Consider the following 15644-nt stretch of genomic DNA (forward strand, 5'->3'; position numbering starts at 1 on the left):
TTGGATGCAGATTGCCAGAGCCGCGCCTTGCCCGCAAGCGCGAGCTCGCTAGACAGGCGCCATGGTCAGCACCGCGCAGGACATGGGGACAGACGCGATTGCAAGAGCGCGCGCCCACGCGCCCTATCTCGCACGCGGGCTCGAGCGGTTCGACCTGCTGGCCGATCTACTCGATCAGGGGCTGTTCGAGGAAGCCCTGCTCGCCGCGCGCGCGGCAGGGGCGGCCGCGCCACATCTCGGCGCCGCATTGCGCCGTGAGCGCAACGCGCTGGCCCTGGTGCTCGGCATCGGTGATCTCGCCGGTGTTTTCGGCCTCGACCAAGTAATGTCCGAGCTTTCCGACTGCGCCGACCGCGCGCTCGATCGCGCGATCACCCATGCAATCCGGCGGCGGGTGGGGGAGGATGCCGAGCCAGACGGGTTCATCGCGCTAGCGCTTGGCAAGCATGGCGCGCGCGAGCTCAACTATTCGTCGGACATCGATCCGATCCTGCTTTACGATCCCCATCGCTTACCTCGACGGGACCGGGACGAGCCGGGCGAAGCGGCGCAGCGCTATGCCCGCGAAATCGTGTCGCTGCTGAGCGAAGTGACCGAAGAGGGCTTCGTGTTCCGCGTCGACCTGCGGTTGCGACCGGCCTCGGAAATCAGCCCGCTCGCGGTCCCGCTGCTCGCCGCTCTGACCCATTACGAGAGTTCGGCGCTGGCATGGGAGCGGGCTGCGTTCATCCGCGCCCGCGCGGCTGCCGGCGACATCGGCGCGGGCGACGCGTTCCTGCAGGCGATCCGTCCGTTCGTCTGGCGATCGAGCCTCGACTTCGGGGCGATCGTCGAAATGGGACGGCTTTCGGCCAAGATCCGCGCCAACAATGAAGGAGCCGAGACGGTCGGTCCCGGCTACGATTTGAAGAAGGGGCGGGGCGGCATCCGCGAGATCGAGTTCTTCGCCCAGATCCACCAGCTGATCCATGGCGGAAGAGAGCCAGCGCTGCGCCAACGCGACACGCGCGCCGCCCTCGAGGCGCTGGCGCGCGCCGGACGCATTTCGGACGAGGATTCCATCGTGCTCGGCAATGCCTATGCCCGGCTCCGCACGCTCGAACACCGCCTGCAAATGGTCGGGGATCGGCAAGTCCATGCTCTGCCCGACAGCACCGAGGGAATTGCCGCAATCGCCGCGCTCGACGGATGCGAAAGCGGCGAGGCGCTAATCGAAGAGGTGCGTTCGATCACCACCGGCGTGGCGGATCGATACGATGCCCTGCTCGATACGCTGTCGAGCGAGGAAAGCCCCAAGCCGACAGGGTCGTCGCTCGCACAATCGATATCTTCACTGCCGTTTGAAAATCCGGAAGAGGTCGCGCGCCGCGTCGAGAGCTGGACGGGGGCGAAGTTCCGCGCCCTGCGCTCCGAACCCGCGCGACAGGCTTTCGACGCAATCCGCGACCGGTTGCTCGAGGCGCTGGCAGACGCCCCCGAACCCAATCATGCGCTTGCCCGGTGGGAAGACCTGCTGGCCCACATGCCCACGGGCATCAACCTCTTCCGCCTCCTCGAGGCGCGCCCGGCCTTGCTCGAACGCCTCGCCGCGATCCTTTCGCTCGCCCCGACCCTCGCCGACGGGCTCGCAAGCCGTCCCGAACTGTTCGATCCGCTGATCGATACCGGCGCCAGCGAACTGCCTGGCTCGGTCGAGGAAATCGTCGCCGACCTTGCGCGGGTCGATATCGGAGAGGATTACGAAGCGCTGCTCGACCGCGTGCGGCGACGTGTCGGCGAGTGGCGTTTCCTGCTGGGCGTGCAATTGATCGAAGCGGCGCGCGATCCGCTCGAGATCGGTGCCGCGCTGTCGCGGGTTGCCGAAGCGGCGATCGTGGTCCTTGGCAAGGCTGCCGAAGCCGAATTCGCCCGCGCGCATGGGCGCTTCGCCGATAGCGAGATCGTGGTGATGGGCCTGGGAAGACTTGGCGGCGGCGAACTCACCCACCTTTCCGACCTCGACATTGTCTTTCTCCATCCGCAGCCCGAAGCGAGCGAAAGCGATGGCGACCGACCGCTGTCGGTGTCGCATTACTATAACCGGCTCGCCCAGCGTATCACCGCCGCGCTCAGCGTGCCCACCGCCGCCGGTGCACTCTACGAAGTCGATACGCGGCTTCGCCCCTCCGGCACGCAAGGGCCGCTCGCGGTCAGCCTCGACCGGTTCGAGCATTATCAGCGCGAGGAAGCCTGGACGTGGGAGCACATGGCGCTGACCCGCGCGCGTCCGCTTTATGGCACACCGCCAGTGCGCGACGCGGTCGATACGCTGGTGCGCGACATCCTGGTTCAGGAGCGGGACCCGCAGCAATTGCGCGACAATATCCTCGCGATGCGCGACGAGATGGCGCGCCACAAGCCACCGCTCGGGCCACTCGATCTGAAATTGGTGCGCGGGGGTCTGGTCGACTGCGAATTCATCGTCCACTTCCTCCAGTTGCGCGATCGCGTGGCGCTGTCGCCTTCCCTGTCCGAAGCGATCGACGCGCTCTGCGATAAAGGGCTGCTTTCGAACGAGATGCAGTCCGCTGGCGAGTTGATGGCACGCACCATGATCGCCGCGCGGATGCTCGCGCCCGATGGCAGGACGCCGCCGCCCGCCGCCGCGGCCGCCCTTGCGCGGACTGCCCGGCAGCCCACATGGGACGCGCTTGAAACCGCGCTTATCGCCGCCCGGAAGGTCGTGGCGGAAGAGTGGGCCCGTATTTTCGACACCGAACTGGAGCTGGATACATGACGATCACCGAAGGACAGACCCTCCCAGACATCGCCATGGAGACGCCCGACGGGGGCGAGGTCCGCCCATCCGATCTCGCCGGAACGAAAGCCGTGCTGTTTTTCTACCCGAAGGACAATACGCCGGGCTGCACGACCGAGGCGAAGGACTTCTCCGAACTCAAGGACGAGTTCGCCGCTTCCGGTTGCACGATCCTGGGCATCAGCAAGGATTCGCCGCAGAAACACCGCAACTTCATCGCCAAGCACGATTTGACCGTCGATCTCGCGACCGATCCCGAAACCGATGGCCTCTCCGACGCGATGGGCGTGTGGACCGAGAAGAAGATGTACGGAAAGACCTTCATGGGCATGGTGCGCACCACGGTGCTGCTCAACGAAGAGGGGAAGGTCGTGCGCGTGTGGCCCAAGGTGAAGGTCAAGGAGCACGCACGAGAGGTGCTCGAGGTGGTTCGAAACGCCTAATCGAGAGTCACAGGACTCCGTCCAAAGCGTCCGGAATTTTACCTTTTGGCAATGAAATTGCGCCGATTTCACATAATGTAGCGCCGCAAAGCCCTGATATTAGGCCGCTTTCACAGTTCATCGCAGGAATATGGATCAATCCCACGGTTCGTCGCGTGTTGAAACGGTTCAACGCACCAAATCACCGACTGACCGTGAATCGGGGAACCCTCGCTTGCCAGCGTCAGGTTCTCGCCTACGATTAATAACAGCGATGCAGGGAAAACGTTCCCAACACGGATCGCAGAATTTTTTGGAGCTGCTTCGGCATCGATCGATGCAAGGGCAGCCGGGGTAAAGACGGCGTTCCAACGCCGCCAAATGGACGGGTATTTTTATGGTAGGTGTTTCGACCTTCAAACGCGCAATCGGTGCCGCTTTCGCCAGTGCGATGTTGCTTGCAGCAACGCCGGCTTCTGCCGCGGATGCCGAAGCTTCGGAGAGCGAGCTTAACGAGGAGCGGTTCTCGGACCTGTTCGATCGTTGGGAAGCTGCCGACGAAGGTCGCAATGTCGATGCCGGCGATATCGGTGCCGAAGTCTCCATCCCCTCCTCCATGCCGCTGTCGAGTGCGCGTCTCACCTCCAGCTACGGCATGCGCAACCACCCGATCTTCAAGAAGCGTCGCGCCCACACCGGCATCGATCTCGCTGCGCCGACCGGTACGCCGATCTACGCCACGGCCGACGGGATCGTGGAATCGGCCTCGCGTCGCGGCGGTTACGGCCTGATGGTCCAGCTCGATCATGGCGGCGATCTCGAAACCCGCTATGCCCACATGTCGCGGATGTCGGTTGCCGCCGGCGAGCGCGTCACCAAGGGCCAGCTGATCGGTTATGTCGGTTCGACCGGCAACTCGACCGGCCCGCACCTCCACTACGAAGTCCGCGTCGCCAACGCGCCGGTCGATCCCACCCCCTACATGACGGGCGCCATCGATCAGGAAACCTTCGCCGCACGTTATGGCGATCTGACGGGCCAGGGCGGCCCCGAATAACCCCACCATCCAGTTTCCGCTTCTCTTCGAAGCAGTTGAAGGCGACGGCGATCCCGTCGCCTTTTTCGTGCGCGCTGCCTGGTCTGCAGTGAATCCTCCTTGCGCGATTTAATCGCTCGGTTAAACTCCCTCGCAAGGGAGAGAAAACATGCATCCATCGGTTCACGCGGCGAGCCAGCCGGACAAGCCTGCGCTGATCATGGCCGGGTCGTGCGAGACGCTCACCTATGCCGAACTCGAAGCGCAATCGAACCGGGTCGCGCAATTGCTACGCGATCGCGGGGTCGGGATCGAGGATCCGGTCGCGATCTGCCTCGACAACGATGCGATGTATTATCCGCTCGCCTGGGGCATCAATCGCGCCGGGGGGCTGATGGTTGCGATCTCCAACCGGCTGACCGCGCCCGAAATCTGCTACATCCTCAAGGATAGCGGCGCGAAGCTGCTGTTCTGCACCGAAAAGCAGGCCGAGCTGTTCGATGCGGTGGCGAAGGATTGCGGCGGCGTGCCGCAATTGCGCGTGGGCGGAGAGGGCGAGCGCGATCTCGCGGCGGCGCTTAGCGCTATGCCGACAGAGCCGATCGCCGACGAACGCGCGGGCTCCGACATGCTTTATTCCAGCGGCACCACCGGCCAGCCCAAGGGCGTGCGCCTGCCGTTGCCAGACGAGCCCGAGCTGACCGCGCCCAATGCGATGATCGGCCTCGCCACCATGGCCTTCGGGATCAAACCCGACAGCGTCTATCTTTCGCCTGCTCCGCTCTATCACGCCGCGCCCCTGCGCTGGTCGATGACAATCCAGCGGTTGGGCGGCACGGTGGTGGTGATGGAGAAGTTCGATCCCGAACGCGCGCTCGCCGTGATCGAGGAGCACGAGGTCACCGACGCGCAATTCGTGCCGACCCATTTCGTCCGTATGCTCAAGCTGCCCGGCGAAATCCGCGCGAAATATGACGCCTCGAGCCTGCGCTGCGCGATCCACGCCGCCGCGCCGTGTCCGGTGCCGGTGAAGGAAGCGATGATCGACTGGTGGGGCCCGGTCCTGTTCGAATATTATGCCGGGACCGAAGGCAATGGTTTCACCTTCATCAATTCGACCGATTGGCAGGAGCGCAAGGGCTCGGTCGGCAAGGCGGTGATCGGCACGGTCCGCATCTGCGACGAGCATGGCGACGAAGTGCTGCATGGCGAGGAAGGCCAGGTCTTCTTCTCCGACGGCAAGCCGTTCTCCTACCACAACGATCCCGACAAGACCGCCGACGCCACCAACAAGCATGGCTGGACCTCGCTCGGCGATGTCGGACGGCAGGACGAGGACGGCTTCCTCTACCTGACCGACCGCAAGAGCTTCATGATCATCTCTGGCGGGGTTAACATCTACCCGCAGGAGATCGAGAACCTGCTGGTGACCCACGACAAGGTGGCCGATGCCGCGGTGATCGGCGCGCCCGACGACGATCTGGGCGAGAAGGTCGTCGCGGTGGTCCAGCCGGTCGACATGGCGCTGGTGGAGGGTGACGCGGGCGAGGCGCTGGAGGAAGAGCTCTGTGCCTTCCTCGGCGAGCGGCTCAGCCGGGTGAAGATGCCCCGCCAGATCGATTTCCGCGCCGAGCTCCCGCGCGAACCCACCGGCAAGCTCTACAAGCGCCTGCTGCGAGACGAATATCGCGACGCGGCGAAGGCCGGGTAAGCCCCGGCAGCGCAACCCTAATGGCCTCCCGAGGGTGACAAAGGCGACACCGTGTCACTTTTGCCCTCTGCGGCTTTCAGTGGATAGTTCAGCCCTTTAGCGGCGAAATTGTGTGTCGACGGACACAGGTGGCGGGCCGCAAAACGAGCGCGAGCCGTCGACAATGGAAAAAAACTGATCGCCTCTTATCCGATTTGCCCGCAGTAGGAAAATTGCCCGCTTGGCGAGAAAGGGGCGCGCCGGAGCGGGTGGTCGAGCCGAGCTGAACCCACGGAAAAGGTCGGCCTGGCCCCAATGTCGCCGTTCACTGAACGCCGTCACTCGAAAGCGCTCGCACGCCAATCGGTCTAGAACCATATCCTCAGGCCGAGCACTGCTTTCAGCCCGTCAGGGCTTTCACCTGCGGCGCGCGCAATATCGGCGGTTTCGCCCAGCTTGGCTTCGTACTCAAAGCCTACATAGGGCGCGAATTCGGGGGCGATTTCGTATCGCAACCGCAGCCCCGGCTCGACCTTCGTGATACCTGCACCGATCTCGCGGTCTGGCACGTCCTGCGCGGCAAACGCCGCCTCGATGCGAGGCTGTAGGATCAGTCGCTGCGTGATCTTCTGGTCGTATTCGGCCTCGATCCTGCCCGTCAGGTCGCCCCGGTCGGACAGGAAGATCGCGCCGTCGACATGGAACATGTAGGGCGCAAGGGCCTGCACGCCGAGCACGAGATGCGTGAGATTATCGGGTTCGGGATCGAATCGCACGCCCGCCTGCAAATCGAAGAAAGGCCCGATCGCGCGGCTGTAGAGTGCCTGTATTTCGGCGTCTTCCAGTTCACTGCCAAAGCCGCCTTCGCCTTCGGTCTTGAAAACGAAGCGGTTGATGTCGCCGCCATACCAGCCCTGAGCATCCCACAAATAGCCGTCTTCGCCTCCATCCGCCGCGATGCGTGCTTCGAGCCGTTCAACCAGAATCATGCCGGTGGTCATGCCGCCATTCTCGCGCGCCAGTTGCGCGCGCGACGGCTCCATCGCTTTACGCCCCCAGATGGCATCGGCAGCGTGGCGCGGCCCTTCGAGCGCGCGTGCGGGCACAGCATCCTCTGGCGCGGCACCAGGAGCGGACTTGTCGGACATCCCGCCGTGCGAGCCATGATCCATGCCCGTCTTGGACACGCCTTCCTTCGGATCATCCTTTCGCGGGCATTGCTCGGGCGGAAGGTGTCCCATCGCGCAGTGATCCGCCTCCGACTGTGCGGCAGGCTTTTCTCCATGGGCCGCGTGGTCCTGCGCCGCGAGCGGACTGGCAGCGAGCATCGCCCCGGCAAGCAGTGCGAGGCGGATCATGCGCCGTCTCCTGCGGGGAAAGGTCGCACGGTCACCACCTGCATCATCCCTGCATGCATGTGGTAGAGCAGGTGGCAGTGGAAGGCCCAGTCGCCCGGCTCGTTCGCGGTCAGGTCGAAAGTAGCAGTGCCGCCGGGTTGCACGATCACCGTATGCTTCAGCGGCTGGTGCATATGGTCCGCACCGTTGACCAGTTCGAAGAAATGGCCGTGCAGATGGATCGGGTGCGCCATCATGGTGTCGTTGACCAGCTTCACCCGCACCCGCTCGTCGTAGCCGAAGCGGATCGGTTCGTCGGTCACGGCGGTGAACTTCTTGCCGTCGAAGCTCCACATGTAGCGTTCCATATTGCCCGTGAGGTGGATCTCCATCTCGCGGTCCACACTGCGGTGCGGGTTCATCCGCTTCGCCTTGAGGTCGGTGTAGCGCAGCACGCGATGGGGCACCTCATCGAGACCGAGGCCGGGGAAATTCATTCGGTCCATCGGCATCGGTGCGATCATGTCGACACCCGGACCGACTTTCACATCCTCGGGCACGAGCGACTTGTCGCGCATCGCGTGATCCATGCCGCCGCTCATCGCTTCGGCGCCTTCCATCCCGGCCATGCCCGAATGGTCCATCATGCCCATATCGACCATGGACAGCGTCGGGATTTCGCGCAGCGGAGGCGGGGTCGCACGGTGGCCCTCGTGGCTCGTCAGGCTGGCGACGCCCATGCCGCTGCGGTCCATCGCCTCGGCCACGATCGCATGGCTGCCGTCGGGCGGGGTGACGATGACGTCGTAGGTTTCGGCCACACCGATCTGGAACTCGTCCACCTCGACCGGGTCCACATCCTGTCCGTCGGCGGCGATTACGGTCATCGGCATGCCCGGCAGCCGCACGTTGAAGAAGGTCATCGCCGATCCATTGATGACGCGCAGCCGCACCCGCTCGCCGGGGTTGAACGCGAGTTGCAGGTCGTCCTGCGGTCCGTGCCCGTTGATGAGGAAGGTGTAGGTGGTGCCCGTCACATCGGAGATGTCGCGCGGATTCATGCGCATCTTGCCCCACATGCGCCGCATCTCGCCCGACATATCGCCCTCGGTCGCGGTCTGCATCTGGCGCTGGAAGTAATGCTCGCCAACCTTCAGCTTGCGCATGATCTCGTGCGGATGCATCGGCGTGAACTCGGACAGCAGCACCACATAGTCGCGATCGTAGCGCGGGTCGGGCTCTGCGCTTTCGACGATGATCGGGCCATAGTGCCCCGCCTGTTCCTGCAAGCCGGAGTGTGAGTGCCACCAGTAGGTGCCGGTCTGCCGGATCGGGAATTCGTACGTGAAACGCTCGCCAGGCCCGATGCCGGGGAAGCTGACGCCGGGCACGCCGTCGAACTCGAAGGGCACCAGCAGGCCATGCCAGTGGATCGAGCTGTCCACGTCGAGATTGTTAGTGACATGAATGCGCGCGTTCTGCCCTTCGCGCAGCCGCAACAGCGGGCCCGGCACCGTGCCGTTGACCGCGACCGCATGCCCCGACCGACCACCGGTGGTGAAGTGGTGGTCGCCGATCGCGAGCTGGATGCCCTCGCCCGATACTTCCCCAAATCCGTTTTTCGCATGGGTCAATGAAGCGCCGCGTGCCCATGCGGGCATCGGAAGCGCACAGGTTGCGGCAAGCGCAGCGGTGCTGCGAATGAGGTTGCGACGCGAGAGTGAGGGCATGGTCGGCCTGTCTGCGATTGATTCGGCGAACGCTGCTATATATACCCCCATAGGGTATTACAATTGGACCTTGCGCAATGGCGGACGCGAAAACAGCGAAAATCAACCGGCTGAACCGGATCGCGGGCCAGGTGCGCGGTATCAGCCAGATGGTCGAGGATGACCGTTACTGCATCGACATCCTGCACCAGATGCAGGCGGTGAAATCCGCGCTCGCGAAGGTCGAGACGCAGGTTCTGAAGGATCATGCCGCCTGCTGCGTGGCCGAAGCCATCGCCAGCGGCGACGAAGCCGACCAGCGCGAGAAGTTTGAAGAACTGGTCGACCTGTTCGCCAAACGGCGCTGACGGTCCCAGGCGCGCTAGGGCGCTTGAAGGCCGACATCCTCGCGTGCCTCGCGACGAAGCCCCTCGGTCAACTCGGCGCTTCGCGGTGGCAGTGCCTCGCCGCTTCCCTGTTCCCCATTCTGTTCGATTTCTTCGAGCAGCATCTCCATCTGCGCGATTTCCTTCACCTGCGCCTCGATGATCGCATCGGCGAGTTCCCGAACGCGGGGATCGCTGATTTCTGCGCGACGACTGGTCAGCACAGCGATGGAATGATGCGGAATCATCGCCTTCATCCACGCCTCGTCGTCGACCGTAGCCTGACTGCGGACGAGAAAGAGAAACAGCACGAAGCCCAGCACCGCGCCTGCCATGACAAGCACCTTGGTCATCAGCGTGCGATACATGCCCCACATGAAGCCGAGCATGATGACGATCATCGCCATGCCCATCATCAGCGCCATCCACATGCGGGTCTGGCTGAACCAGACATGCCCCGGCTCATAGACGTTCGAGTATTTGAGCACGAACATCGTGACGATCGAGGTCGCGATCATCGCCGCAAAAATCGTCCATTTGCTCTGGTGAGCCCCTTCGGTGGTGGTCGTGTTCTCGTTCGCCATTTGCGCCTCCTCTAGTGAAAATACACCCCCCCGGGGTATTCGGTTCCTAGAATGAGCAAACGGCTGCGCCTGCTTTACGCCCGCATATTCGGTTTTTTGATTTTGCGCGCAGAACGGGGATGGCCGCTATCGGACCTTCCGGTCGAACTGCCTGTCTCATTCGGAAAGAGCCGAAATTTGCGGAAACAGCTATTCCTTGAGCAGCCGCTCCGCGATCTTGCGGACATCGGCGCCCATGTCGTCGCGCTCCAGCGCCAGCGCCAGGGTGGCTTCGACGAAGCCGATCTTGCTGCCGCAATCGTAGCGCGCGCCGTCAAAGGTGACCGCGTGGAAAGGCTGGGTGCCGATCATCTTGGCCATCGCGTCGGTTAGCTGGATTTCGCCGCCTGCGCCCTTTTCCTGGTGTTCGAGCGTGCGCATCACTTCGGGCTGGAGGATGTAGCGGCCCGAAATGATCTTGTTCGACGGGGCCTCTGCCACCGGCGGTTTCTCGACCAGGCCGGTGACTTCGGTAAGCGTGTCGGACACCGTCTCGCCGGGTGCGATCACCCCATAGCTCGAGACCTTTTCCTGCGGCACTTCGAGCACCGAGATCAGATTGCCGCCGACCTGGTCGTAGGCCTCGACCATCTGCTTCATGCAGCCGGTGCCGCGCTTATGGCCGATCATCAGTTCGTCGGGCAGGAAGATCGCGAAGGGTTCGTCGCCCACGATCGCGCGCGCGCACCAGATCGCGTGGCCGAGCCCCAGCGGCACCTGCTGGCGCACGGTGATGATATCGCCGGGGGTGAAGCGGGAGGAATCGAGCACGGACATATCCTTGCCCCGCTCGTCCATCGTCGCTTCGAGTTCGTAGGCGATGTCGAAATGCTCGACGATTGCAGTCTTCCCGCGGCCGGTGACGAAGATCATCTGCTCGATCCCGGCCTCGCGCGCTTCGTCCACCGCATACTGGATCAGCGGCCGGTCGACGATCGGGAGCAATTCCTTGGGGATTGCCTTGGTCGCTGGAAGAAACCTGGTGCCGAGCCCCGCGACGGGGAAAACGGCTTTGCGGATCGGTTTTTTTGCAGCCATGGCGGGAGGATAGGCCGTGCCGCGCTCCTGCGCAACTTGCCGCGCAACTTGCCCGTTGCGCGCAAGCCGCTAAAGCCGCTGCATGGACAAACTGATCATTACCGGTGGCAGGAAGCTCGAAGGGGAAATCCCGATTTCGGGTGCCAAGAATGCCGCACTCACCCTGATTCCCTGCGCCTTGCTGACCGACGAGCCGCTGACGCTGCGCAATCTGCCGCGTCTCGCCGATATCGACGGCTTCCAGCATCTGATGACGCAATTCGGCGTGTCGCATTCGATCGCCGGTCGCCGGCCGGAAGATTTCGGGCGCGTGGTCACGCTCGAAGCGATGCGGATCACCTCCACCGTCGCGCCTTACGATCTCGTGCGCAAGATGCGCGCGTCGATCCTCGTGCTCGGCCCGATGCTGGCGCGGATGGGCGAGGCAACCGTCTCGCTGCCCGGCGGCTGCGCGATCGGCAATCGCCCGATCGACCTCCACCTGAAAGTCCTCGAGGCGATGGGCGCCGAGATCGAGCTCGCCTCCGGTTACGTCAAGGCGAGTGCGCCCGATGGCGGATTGCCGGGCGGCAATTACGATTTTCCCTCGGTTACCGTCGGCGCGACAGAAAACGCGCTCATGGCCGCCGCGCTTGCGACCGGGACGACCCGTCTCGGCAATGCCGCGCGCGAACCCGAGATCGTGGACCTGTGCAATCTGCTCGTCGCGATGGGCGCGGAAATCGAGGGGATCGGCACGTCCGACCTGGTGATCCACGGCCAGCCCTCGCTCAACGGCGCGACCTATTCGGTCATGCCCGACCGGATCGAGGCCGGCTCCTATGCCTGCGCTGCGGCGATCACCGGCGGCAACGTCCTGCTCAAGGGTGCCCGCGCCAACGAGATGAACGCCACCAGCCACGCCCTGCGCAATGCCGGGGTGACGGTGGAAGAGGAAGGCAAGGGCCTGCGGGTGATCGCGGACAAGCCGCTCAACGCCGTCAACCTCACGACCGCGCCCTATCCGGGCCTCGCCACCGATATGCAGGCGCAGCTGATGGCCATGCTGTGTCTCGCACGCGGCACGAGCGTGCTGAACGAGACGATCTTCGAAAACCGCTACATGCACGTGCCCGAACTGGCGCGGATGGGCGCGAATATCGAGGTTTCGGGCCGCACCGCCGTGGTCCATGGGGTCGAGAAGCTGACGGGTGCCGATGTGATGGCGACCGATCTGCGCGCGTCGATGAGCCTGGTGATCGCCGGACTCGCGGCCGAGGGCGAGACCCAGGTTCGCCGTCTCTACCACCTCGATCGCGGCTACGAACGGCTCGAGGAAAAACTGGCTCTAGTCGGCGCACAGGTCGAACGTATCGGCGACTAACTGCGGCAAGAGTTCGAAGCCGCTGAATCTCCGGACCTTCCCCGCCCTTCGCGCGTTGAAAGGCAAAAGGAGATTTGCACATGGGACTCTTGAAACTCGCCGCACTTAGCACTCTCGGTTATGTCGGCTACAAATTCTACGAGAAGCAGAAGCTCGACCGCAACGGCGTCGCATTCGCCGACGGCGAGCCAGACGGACCGTTCCGCAACGCCGGTGCCGACGCAACGAAAACGCACGACCGGATGAGCGAAACCGACGAGGCGCTCGACGAAACCTATCCGGCGAGCGACGCGACAGCCAAGTATTAGAGGCAAATATCAGGGGTTCGGGGCGTTGTCCCCGGCCTCGGCTTCTGACAGCCACGGCGCTTCCGCCGTCCAGAAAATGATATCGACCCCGAGATAATCGCGTGCGTAAGCCGCGATCGTTTCGGGGTCGAATGCCGTTCCGGTGGCCGGATCGCGATAGGTCAGCGTCGGTTCCTGCACCGCCATGGCCACGATCGGCAACCGCTCGTGATTGCGATGGAGGAACGGGTAGCTGTTCTTCACCTGCGCGCGCTTGTTGGGCACGATGTCGGGACCGCCGATGCCGAAGCCATGTTCGAACGCGGCGGCGAAGATACGCGTCATGTAGCCGCGATCGTCGTTCCATTCGCAGGGCCAGAAATTGACATATTGCACCACATGGCTGCGCCGGAAGGCCGCGCTGGCATGGGCCGCGTTGGCAATCTCGGCATCGACATAGGCATCGCAATCGAATGCCTCGACGCCGCCGATCGGATCGACCGAGGTTTCGGGCAGGTTGATGCCTTCGATTTTGCCGTCGAAGCGCTCGGCCAGCGCCGATAGCAGCGCCTGGAAACGCGCCCGGACGGCAGGGTTCCATTGCTTGGTCGCCCAGCCCTGCTCGGTCGGCACGCCCTCTCCCGGATTGTCGACCTGCCGGATCAGCCCGCCATCGTAGCGCGGTTCGGTCAGGATATAGTCGGGCACCAACCGGTCCTGCGGACGGAAGAAACGATCCTGCACCTGCACCCACAGCGCCTTGTCCGCAGCATCGGCTAACGCAAGGTCGCGCTCGATCGCGCTGAAATCGTATTCGCCTTCGCGCGGCTCGAGCTTGCGCCAGCTGTAGACGATCTGGATCCCGCCGATATCGTCGCGCGCGAGCAGATCGCGGTGGGACTCAGCCGTATCGCCCCCGGCAAAGATATAGTTCTGCAAGCTCGCGGGGCGCTCCGGCCGCGCCACCGGATCCTCGCCGTCGGGCACACTCGCACAGCCCTGCACCAGCAGCGCACCGATCAGCAGGGCGAACAGCCCCGTTCGTTTCGTCATTCCGACAGTTCCCTCACCAGCCAGACCCGTATCGCACTGGCTAGGCCGGGAGGGGTGTCGCTGGCGATCCGCTGTTCGTCGATCCGTGCCACCAGCGCGTTGATCGGAATCGCTTCGCGCGCCGCAGCCTCGCGCAGCATGTCCCAGAACAGCGGCTCGAGACTGATCGAGGTCTTGTGCCCGGCGATCTCGACCGAGCGTTTGACCGGGGGATGGTAGATCGAAGGCATGAGGGCACTGTAAGCACGGGCGCCCGCGGCACCATGAAATTCTGTTGGGGGCTCGTCCCGCCGCCCCGCGCGAACCGCTATTCTGGCGGCGCTTCGACTTCCGTCGCTTCCCATGCCTGCCAGATGCGCGGAGCGATCGTCTCGAGCGGGACCCAGTGTTTCCCGCCGGTCAGATTGACGCGCGTCACGCGAGCGCCGCCTGCCTTTTCGATCCTGTCGGCCAGTTTGGGAGAAACCACGTCGTCCTTAGTGCCGTGCATCACGAGGATCGGCTCGTCGACCCGCGCGATCGCTTTCAGATTGTCGTATTTCTCCGTGACGAAAGGACGCAGCACGCGCGGCGCGGCATCCTTGAGCCGAGTGAATGCGCCGAGCGTCGCCACCGCTATGACGTTATGCCGCGCCGCCATCTCCAGCGCGACCGCCCCGCCCAGCGAGAAGCCGAACAGATAGAGCCGCGCATCGGGCTGCACTTCGCGCGCCTTGGCGATCCACGCTTCGGCATCGGCATAGAGCCCGGTTTCGGACGGTTTGCCCGGATTGTCGCCGAACCCGCGATAGGAGGCGACCAGCACCCCGCGTCCGCCCACCCGCAACGGCTCTGCACGCACCGCCATCACGAGGTGGTTGTAGGAATTGCCGTGGAACACGACCACGATCTGGTCGACGCCTTCATCCGGCGGCCAATAGGCGCCCTGCAGGACCAGTCCGTCCGCCGTGGTCGCCTCGATCGCTTGCGGCGCTTCGCCCACGAAGGTCGCGTCGGTATCGGCCAGCGACACGGGTTCGTAGACCTGGCTCTGGGCCTGCGCGGGTCCGGCCAGCGCGAGCAAACCCGCAGCGATCAACATTATCCCTCGCGCCATTCCGCCGTCTCCTTCCGATCGCGAGATATCGTCCTCGCCAGCCGAACCGGGGGTGAACGGGTCAATACATGTGTTGGCCGCCATTGATGCTCATGGTCGAGCCGGTGACGAACTCGCCATTGTCGCTGGTGAGGAAAGCCACACCGCGCGCGATCTCCTCGGCCTGTCCGAGGCGGCCGACGGGGATCTTTGCGACGATTTTCTCCAGCACAGGTTCGGGCACCGCGGCAACCATGTCGGTGTCGATATAGCCGGGCGCGATCGCGTTGACCGTGATGCCGAACTTGGCGCCTTCCTGCGCCAGCGCCTTGGTAAAGCCGTGAATGCCCGATTTGGCGGCGGCATAGTTCACCTGGCCGTATTGCCCGGCTTGCCCGTTGATCGAGCCGATATTCACGATCCGACCCCATTTGCGCTCGCGCATGCCGGGGAAGCAGGCCTTGGCCATGTTGAAGCAGCCGCCAAGATTGACGCGCATGACTTCGTTCCAGTCTTCCCAGCTCATCCGATGGAGCGTGCCGTCGCGGGTGATCCCGGCATTGTTGACCACGATATCGATATCGCCGTGATCCTTCGCCACCTGTTCGCATCCCTCGATGCAGGCTTCGTGGTCGCCGACATCCCATCTGGCCACGGCGATGCCGGTGCGGTCGGAAAACTCCTTCGCCCGTTCGTCATTGCCGCCGTAATTGGCGACGACGGTGCGCCCCTGTTCCTTCAGCGCCAGGCTGATCGCCTCGCCGATTCCGCGCGTACCTCCGGTTACGATTGCCACTCGTGCCATGCCTGATCCTCTTCCCTTTTCGC

Annotated in this window: 15 protein-coding genes; 7 read left to right on the forward strand and 8 right to left on the reverse strand. The window is 63.9% G+C overall.

The window, feature by feature from the left end; translation table 11 throughout:
* The first annotated feature begins 61 nt into the window (after window positions 1-61).
* The 4 genes from GRI68_RS10800 (at window position 62) to GRI68_RS10815 (ending at window position 5966) form a co-directional block, all read left to right on the forward strand.
* Window positions 62-2776, forward strand: a complete 2715-nt coding sequence (locus tag GRI68_RS10800) for a bifunctional [glutamine synthetase] adenylyltransferase/[glutamine synthetase]-adenylyl-L-tyrosine phosphorylase (protein ID WP_160617251.1) — start codon at window positions 62-64, stop codon at window positions 2774-2776.
* Window positions 2773-3240 (forward strand): peroxiredoxin, encoded by a 468-nt coding sequence (locus GRI68_RS10805; protein WP_160617252.1) that lies wholly within the window; start codon window positions 2773-2775, stop codon window positions 3238-3240. Before GRI68_RS10800 ends, GRI68_RS10805 begins: the two co-directional genes overlap by 4 nt.
* Before the next feature lie 376 nt (window positions 3241-3616).
* Complete coding sequence (locus tag GRI68_RS10810) at window positions 3617-4276, forward strand: M23 family metallopeptidase (protein WP_160617253.1); 660 nt, start codon at window positions 3617-3619, stop codon at window positions 4274-4276.
* A gap of 148 nt (window positions 4277-4424) precedes the next feature.
* Entirely contained in the window at window positions 4425-5966 is a 1542-nt protein-coding gene (locus GRI68_RS10815) for an acyl-CoA synthetase (RefSeq protein WP_160617254.1), read from the forward strand.
* Between the two features lie 347 nt (window positions 5967-6313).
* Here GRI68_RS10815 and GRI68_RS10820 read toward each other — a convergent pair whose 3' ends face one another.
* Together GRI68_RS10820 and GRI68_RS10825 are read right to left on the reverse strand one after the other, a co-directional pair.
* The gene (locus tag GRI68_RS10820; protein ID WP_160617255.1) at window positions 6314-7303 is read right to left on the reverse strand and encodes a copper resistance protein B; all 990 of its coding nucleotides are present in this window, start codon (window positions 7301-7303) and stop codon (window positions 6314-6316) included.
* Entirely contained in the window at window positions 7300-9012 is a 1713-nt protein-coding gene (locus GRI68_RS10825; protein WP_160617256.1) for a copper resistance system multicopper oxidase, read from the reverse strand. Before GRI68_RS10825 ends, GRI68_RS10820 begins: the two co-directional genes overlap by 4 nt.
* A 77-nt stretch (window positions 9013-9089) precedes the next feature.
* Between GRI68_RS10825 and GRI68_RS10830 the strand changes: the two genes are divergently transcribed.
* Complete coding sequence (locus tag GRI68_RS10830) at window positions 9090-9359, forward strand: metal-sensitive transcriptional regulator (protein WP_160617257.1); 270 nt, start codon at window positions 9090-9092, stop codon at window positions 9357-9359.
* A 14-nt stretch (window positions 9360-9373) separates the two neighbouring features.
* Here GRI68_RS10830 and GRI68_RS10835 read toward each other — a convergent pair whose 3' ends face one another.
* Both GRI68_RS10835 and galU read right to left on the reverse strand, forming a co-directional pair.
* Window positions 9374-9961, reverse strand: coding sequence for a DUF305 domain-containing protein (locus tag GRI68_RS10835; protein WP_160617258.1), 588 nt, complete (start codon window positions 9959-9961; stop codon window positions 9374-9376).
* 189 nt (window positions 9962-10150) lie between these two features.
* On the reverse strand, window positions 10151-11038 hold the full coding sequence (gene galU / locus GRI68_RS10840) for a UTP--glucose-1-phosphate uridylyltransferase GalU (protein ID WP_160617259.1): 888 nt from the start codon (window positions 11036-11038) through the stop codon (window positions 10151-10153).
* Between the two features lie 82 nt (window positions 11039-11120).
* Between galU and murA the strand changes: the two genes are divergently transcribed.
* Window positions 11121-12401 (forward strand): UDP-N-acetylglucosamine 1-carboxyvinyltransferase, encoded by a 1281-nt coding sequence (gene murA, locus GRI68_RS10845; RefSeq protein WP_160617260.1) that lies wholly within the window; start codon window positions 11121-11123, stop codon window positions 12399-12401.
* Window positions 12402-12481: 80 nt separating this feature from the next.
* Window positions 12482-12709: a hypothetical protein gene (locus GRI68_RS10850; RefSeq protein WP_160617261.1), complete on the forward strand. Its 228-nt coding sequence runs from the start codon at window positions 12482-12484 to the stop codon at window positions 12707-12709.
* A 9-nt stretch (window positions 12710-12718) separates the two neighbouring features.
* Here GRI68_RS10850 and GRI68_RS10855 read toward each other — a convergent pair whose 3' ends face one another.
* From GRI68_RS10855 to phbB, 4 genes are all read right to left on the reverse strand, one after another.
* A complete protein-coding gene (locus GRI68_RS10855; protein WP_234028782.1) occupies window positions 12719-13741 on the reverse strand; it encodes a hypothetical protein in 1023 nt (340 codons plus the stop codon).
* On the reverse strand, window positions 13738-13971 hold the full coding sequence (locus GRI68_RS10860) for a ribbon-helix-helix domain-containing protein (RefSeq protein ID WP_160617262.1): 234 nt from the start codon (window positions 13969-13971) through the stop codon (window positions 13738-13740). The genes GRI68_RS10855 and GRI68_RS10860 overlap by 4 nt, the downstream gene beginning before the upstream one ends.
* A 77-nt stretch (window positions 13972-14048) precedes the next feature.
* Complete coding sequence (locus GRI68_RS10865; protein WP_234028783.1) at window positions 14049-14921, reverse strand: alpha/beta hydrolase; 873 nt, start codon at window positions 14919-14921, stop codon at window positions 14049-14051.
* Window positions 14899-15621, reverse strand: a complete 723-nt coding sequence (gene phbB / locus GRI68_RS10870; RefSeq protein ID WP_160617263.1) for an acetoacetyl-CoA reductase — start codon at window positions 15619-15621, stop codon at window positions 14899-14901. The genes GRI68_RS10865 and phbB overlap by 23 nt, the downstream gene beginning before the upstream one ends.
* Window positions 15622-15644: the final 23 nt, after the last annotated feature.

This window comes from Alteriqipengyuania halimionae, assembly GCF_009827575.1.
Classification (GTDB): domain Bacteria; phylum Pseudomonadota; class Alphaproteobacteria; order Sphingomonadales; family Sphingomonadaceae; genus Alteriqipengyuania_A; species Alteriqipengyuania_A halimionae.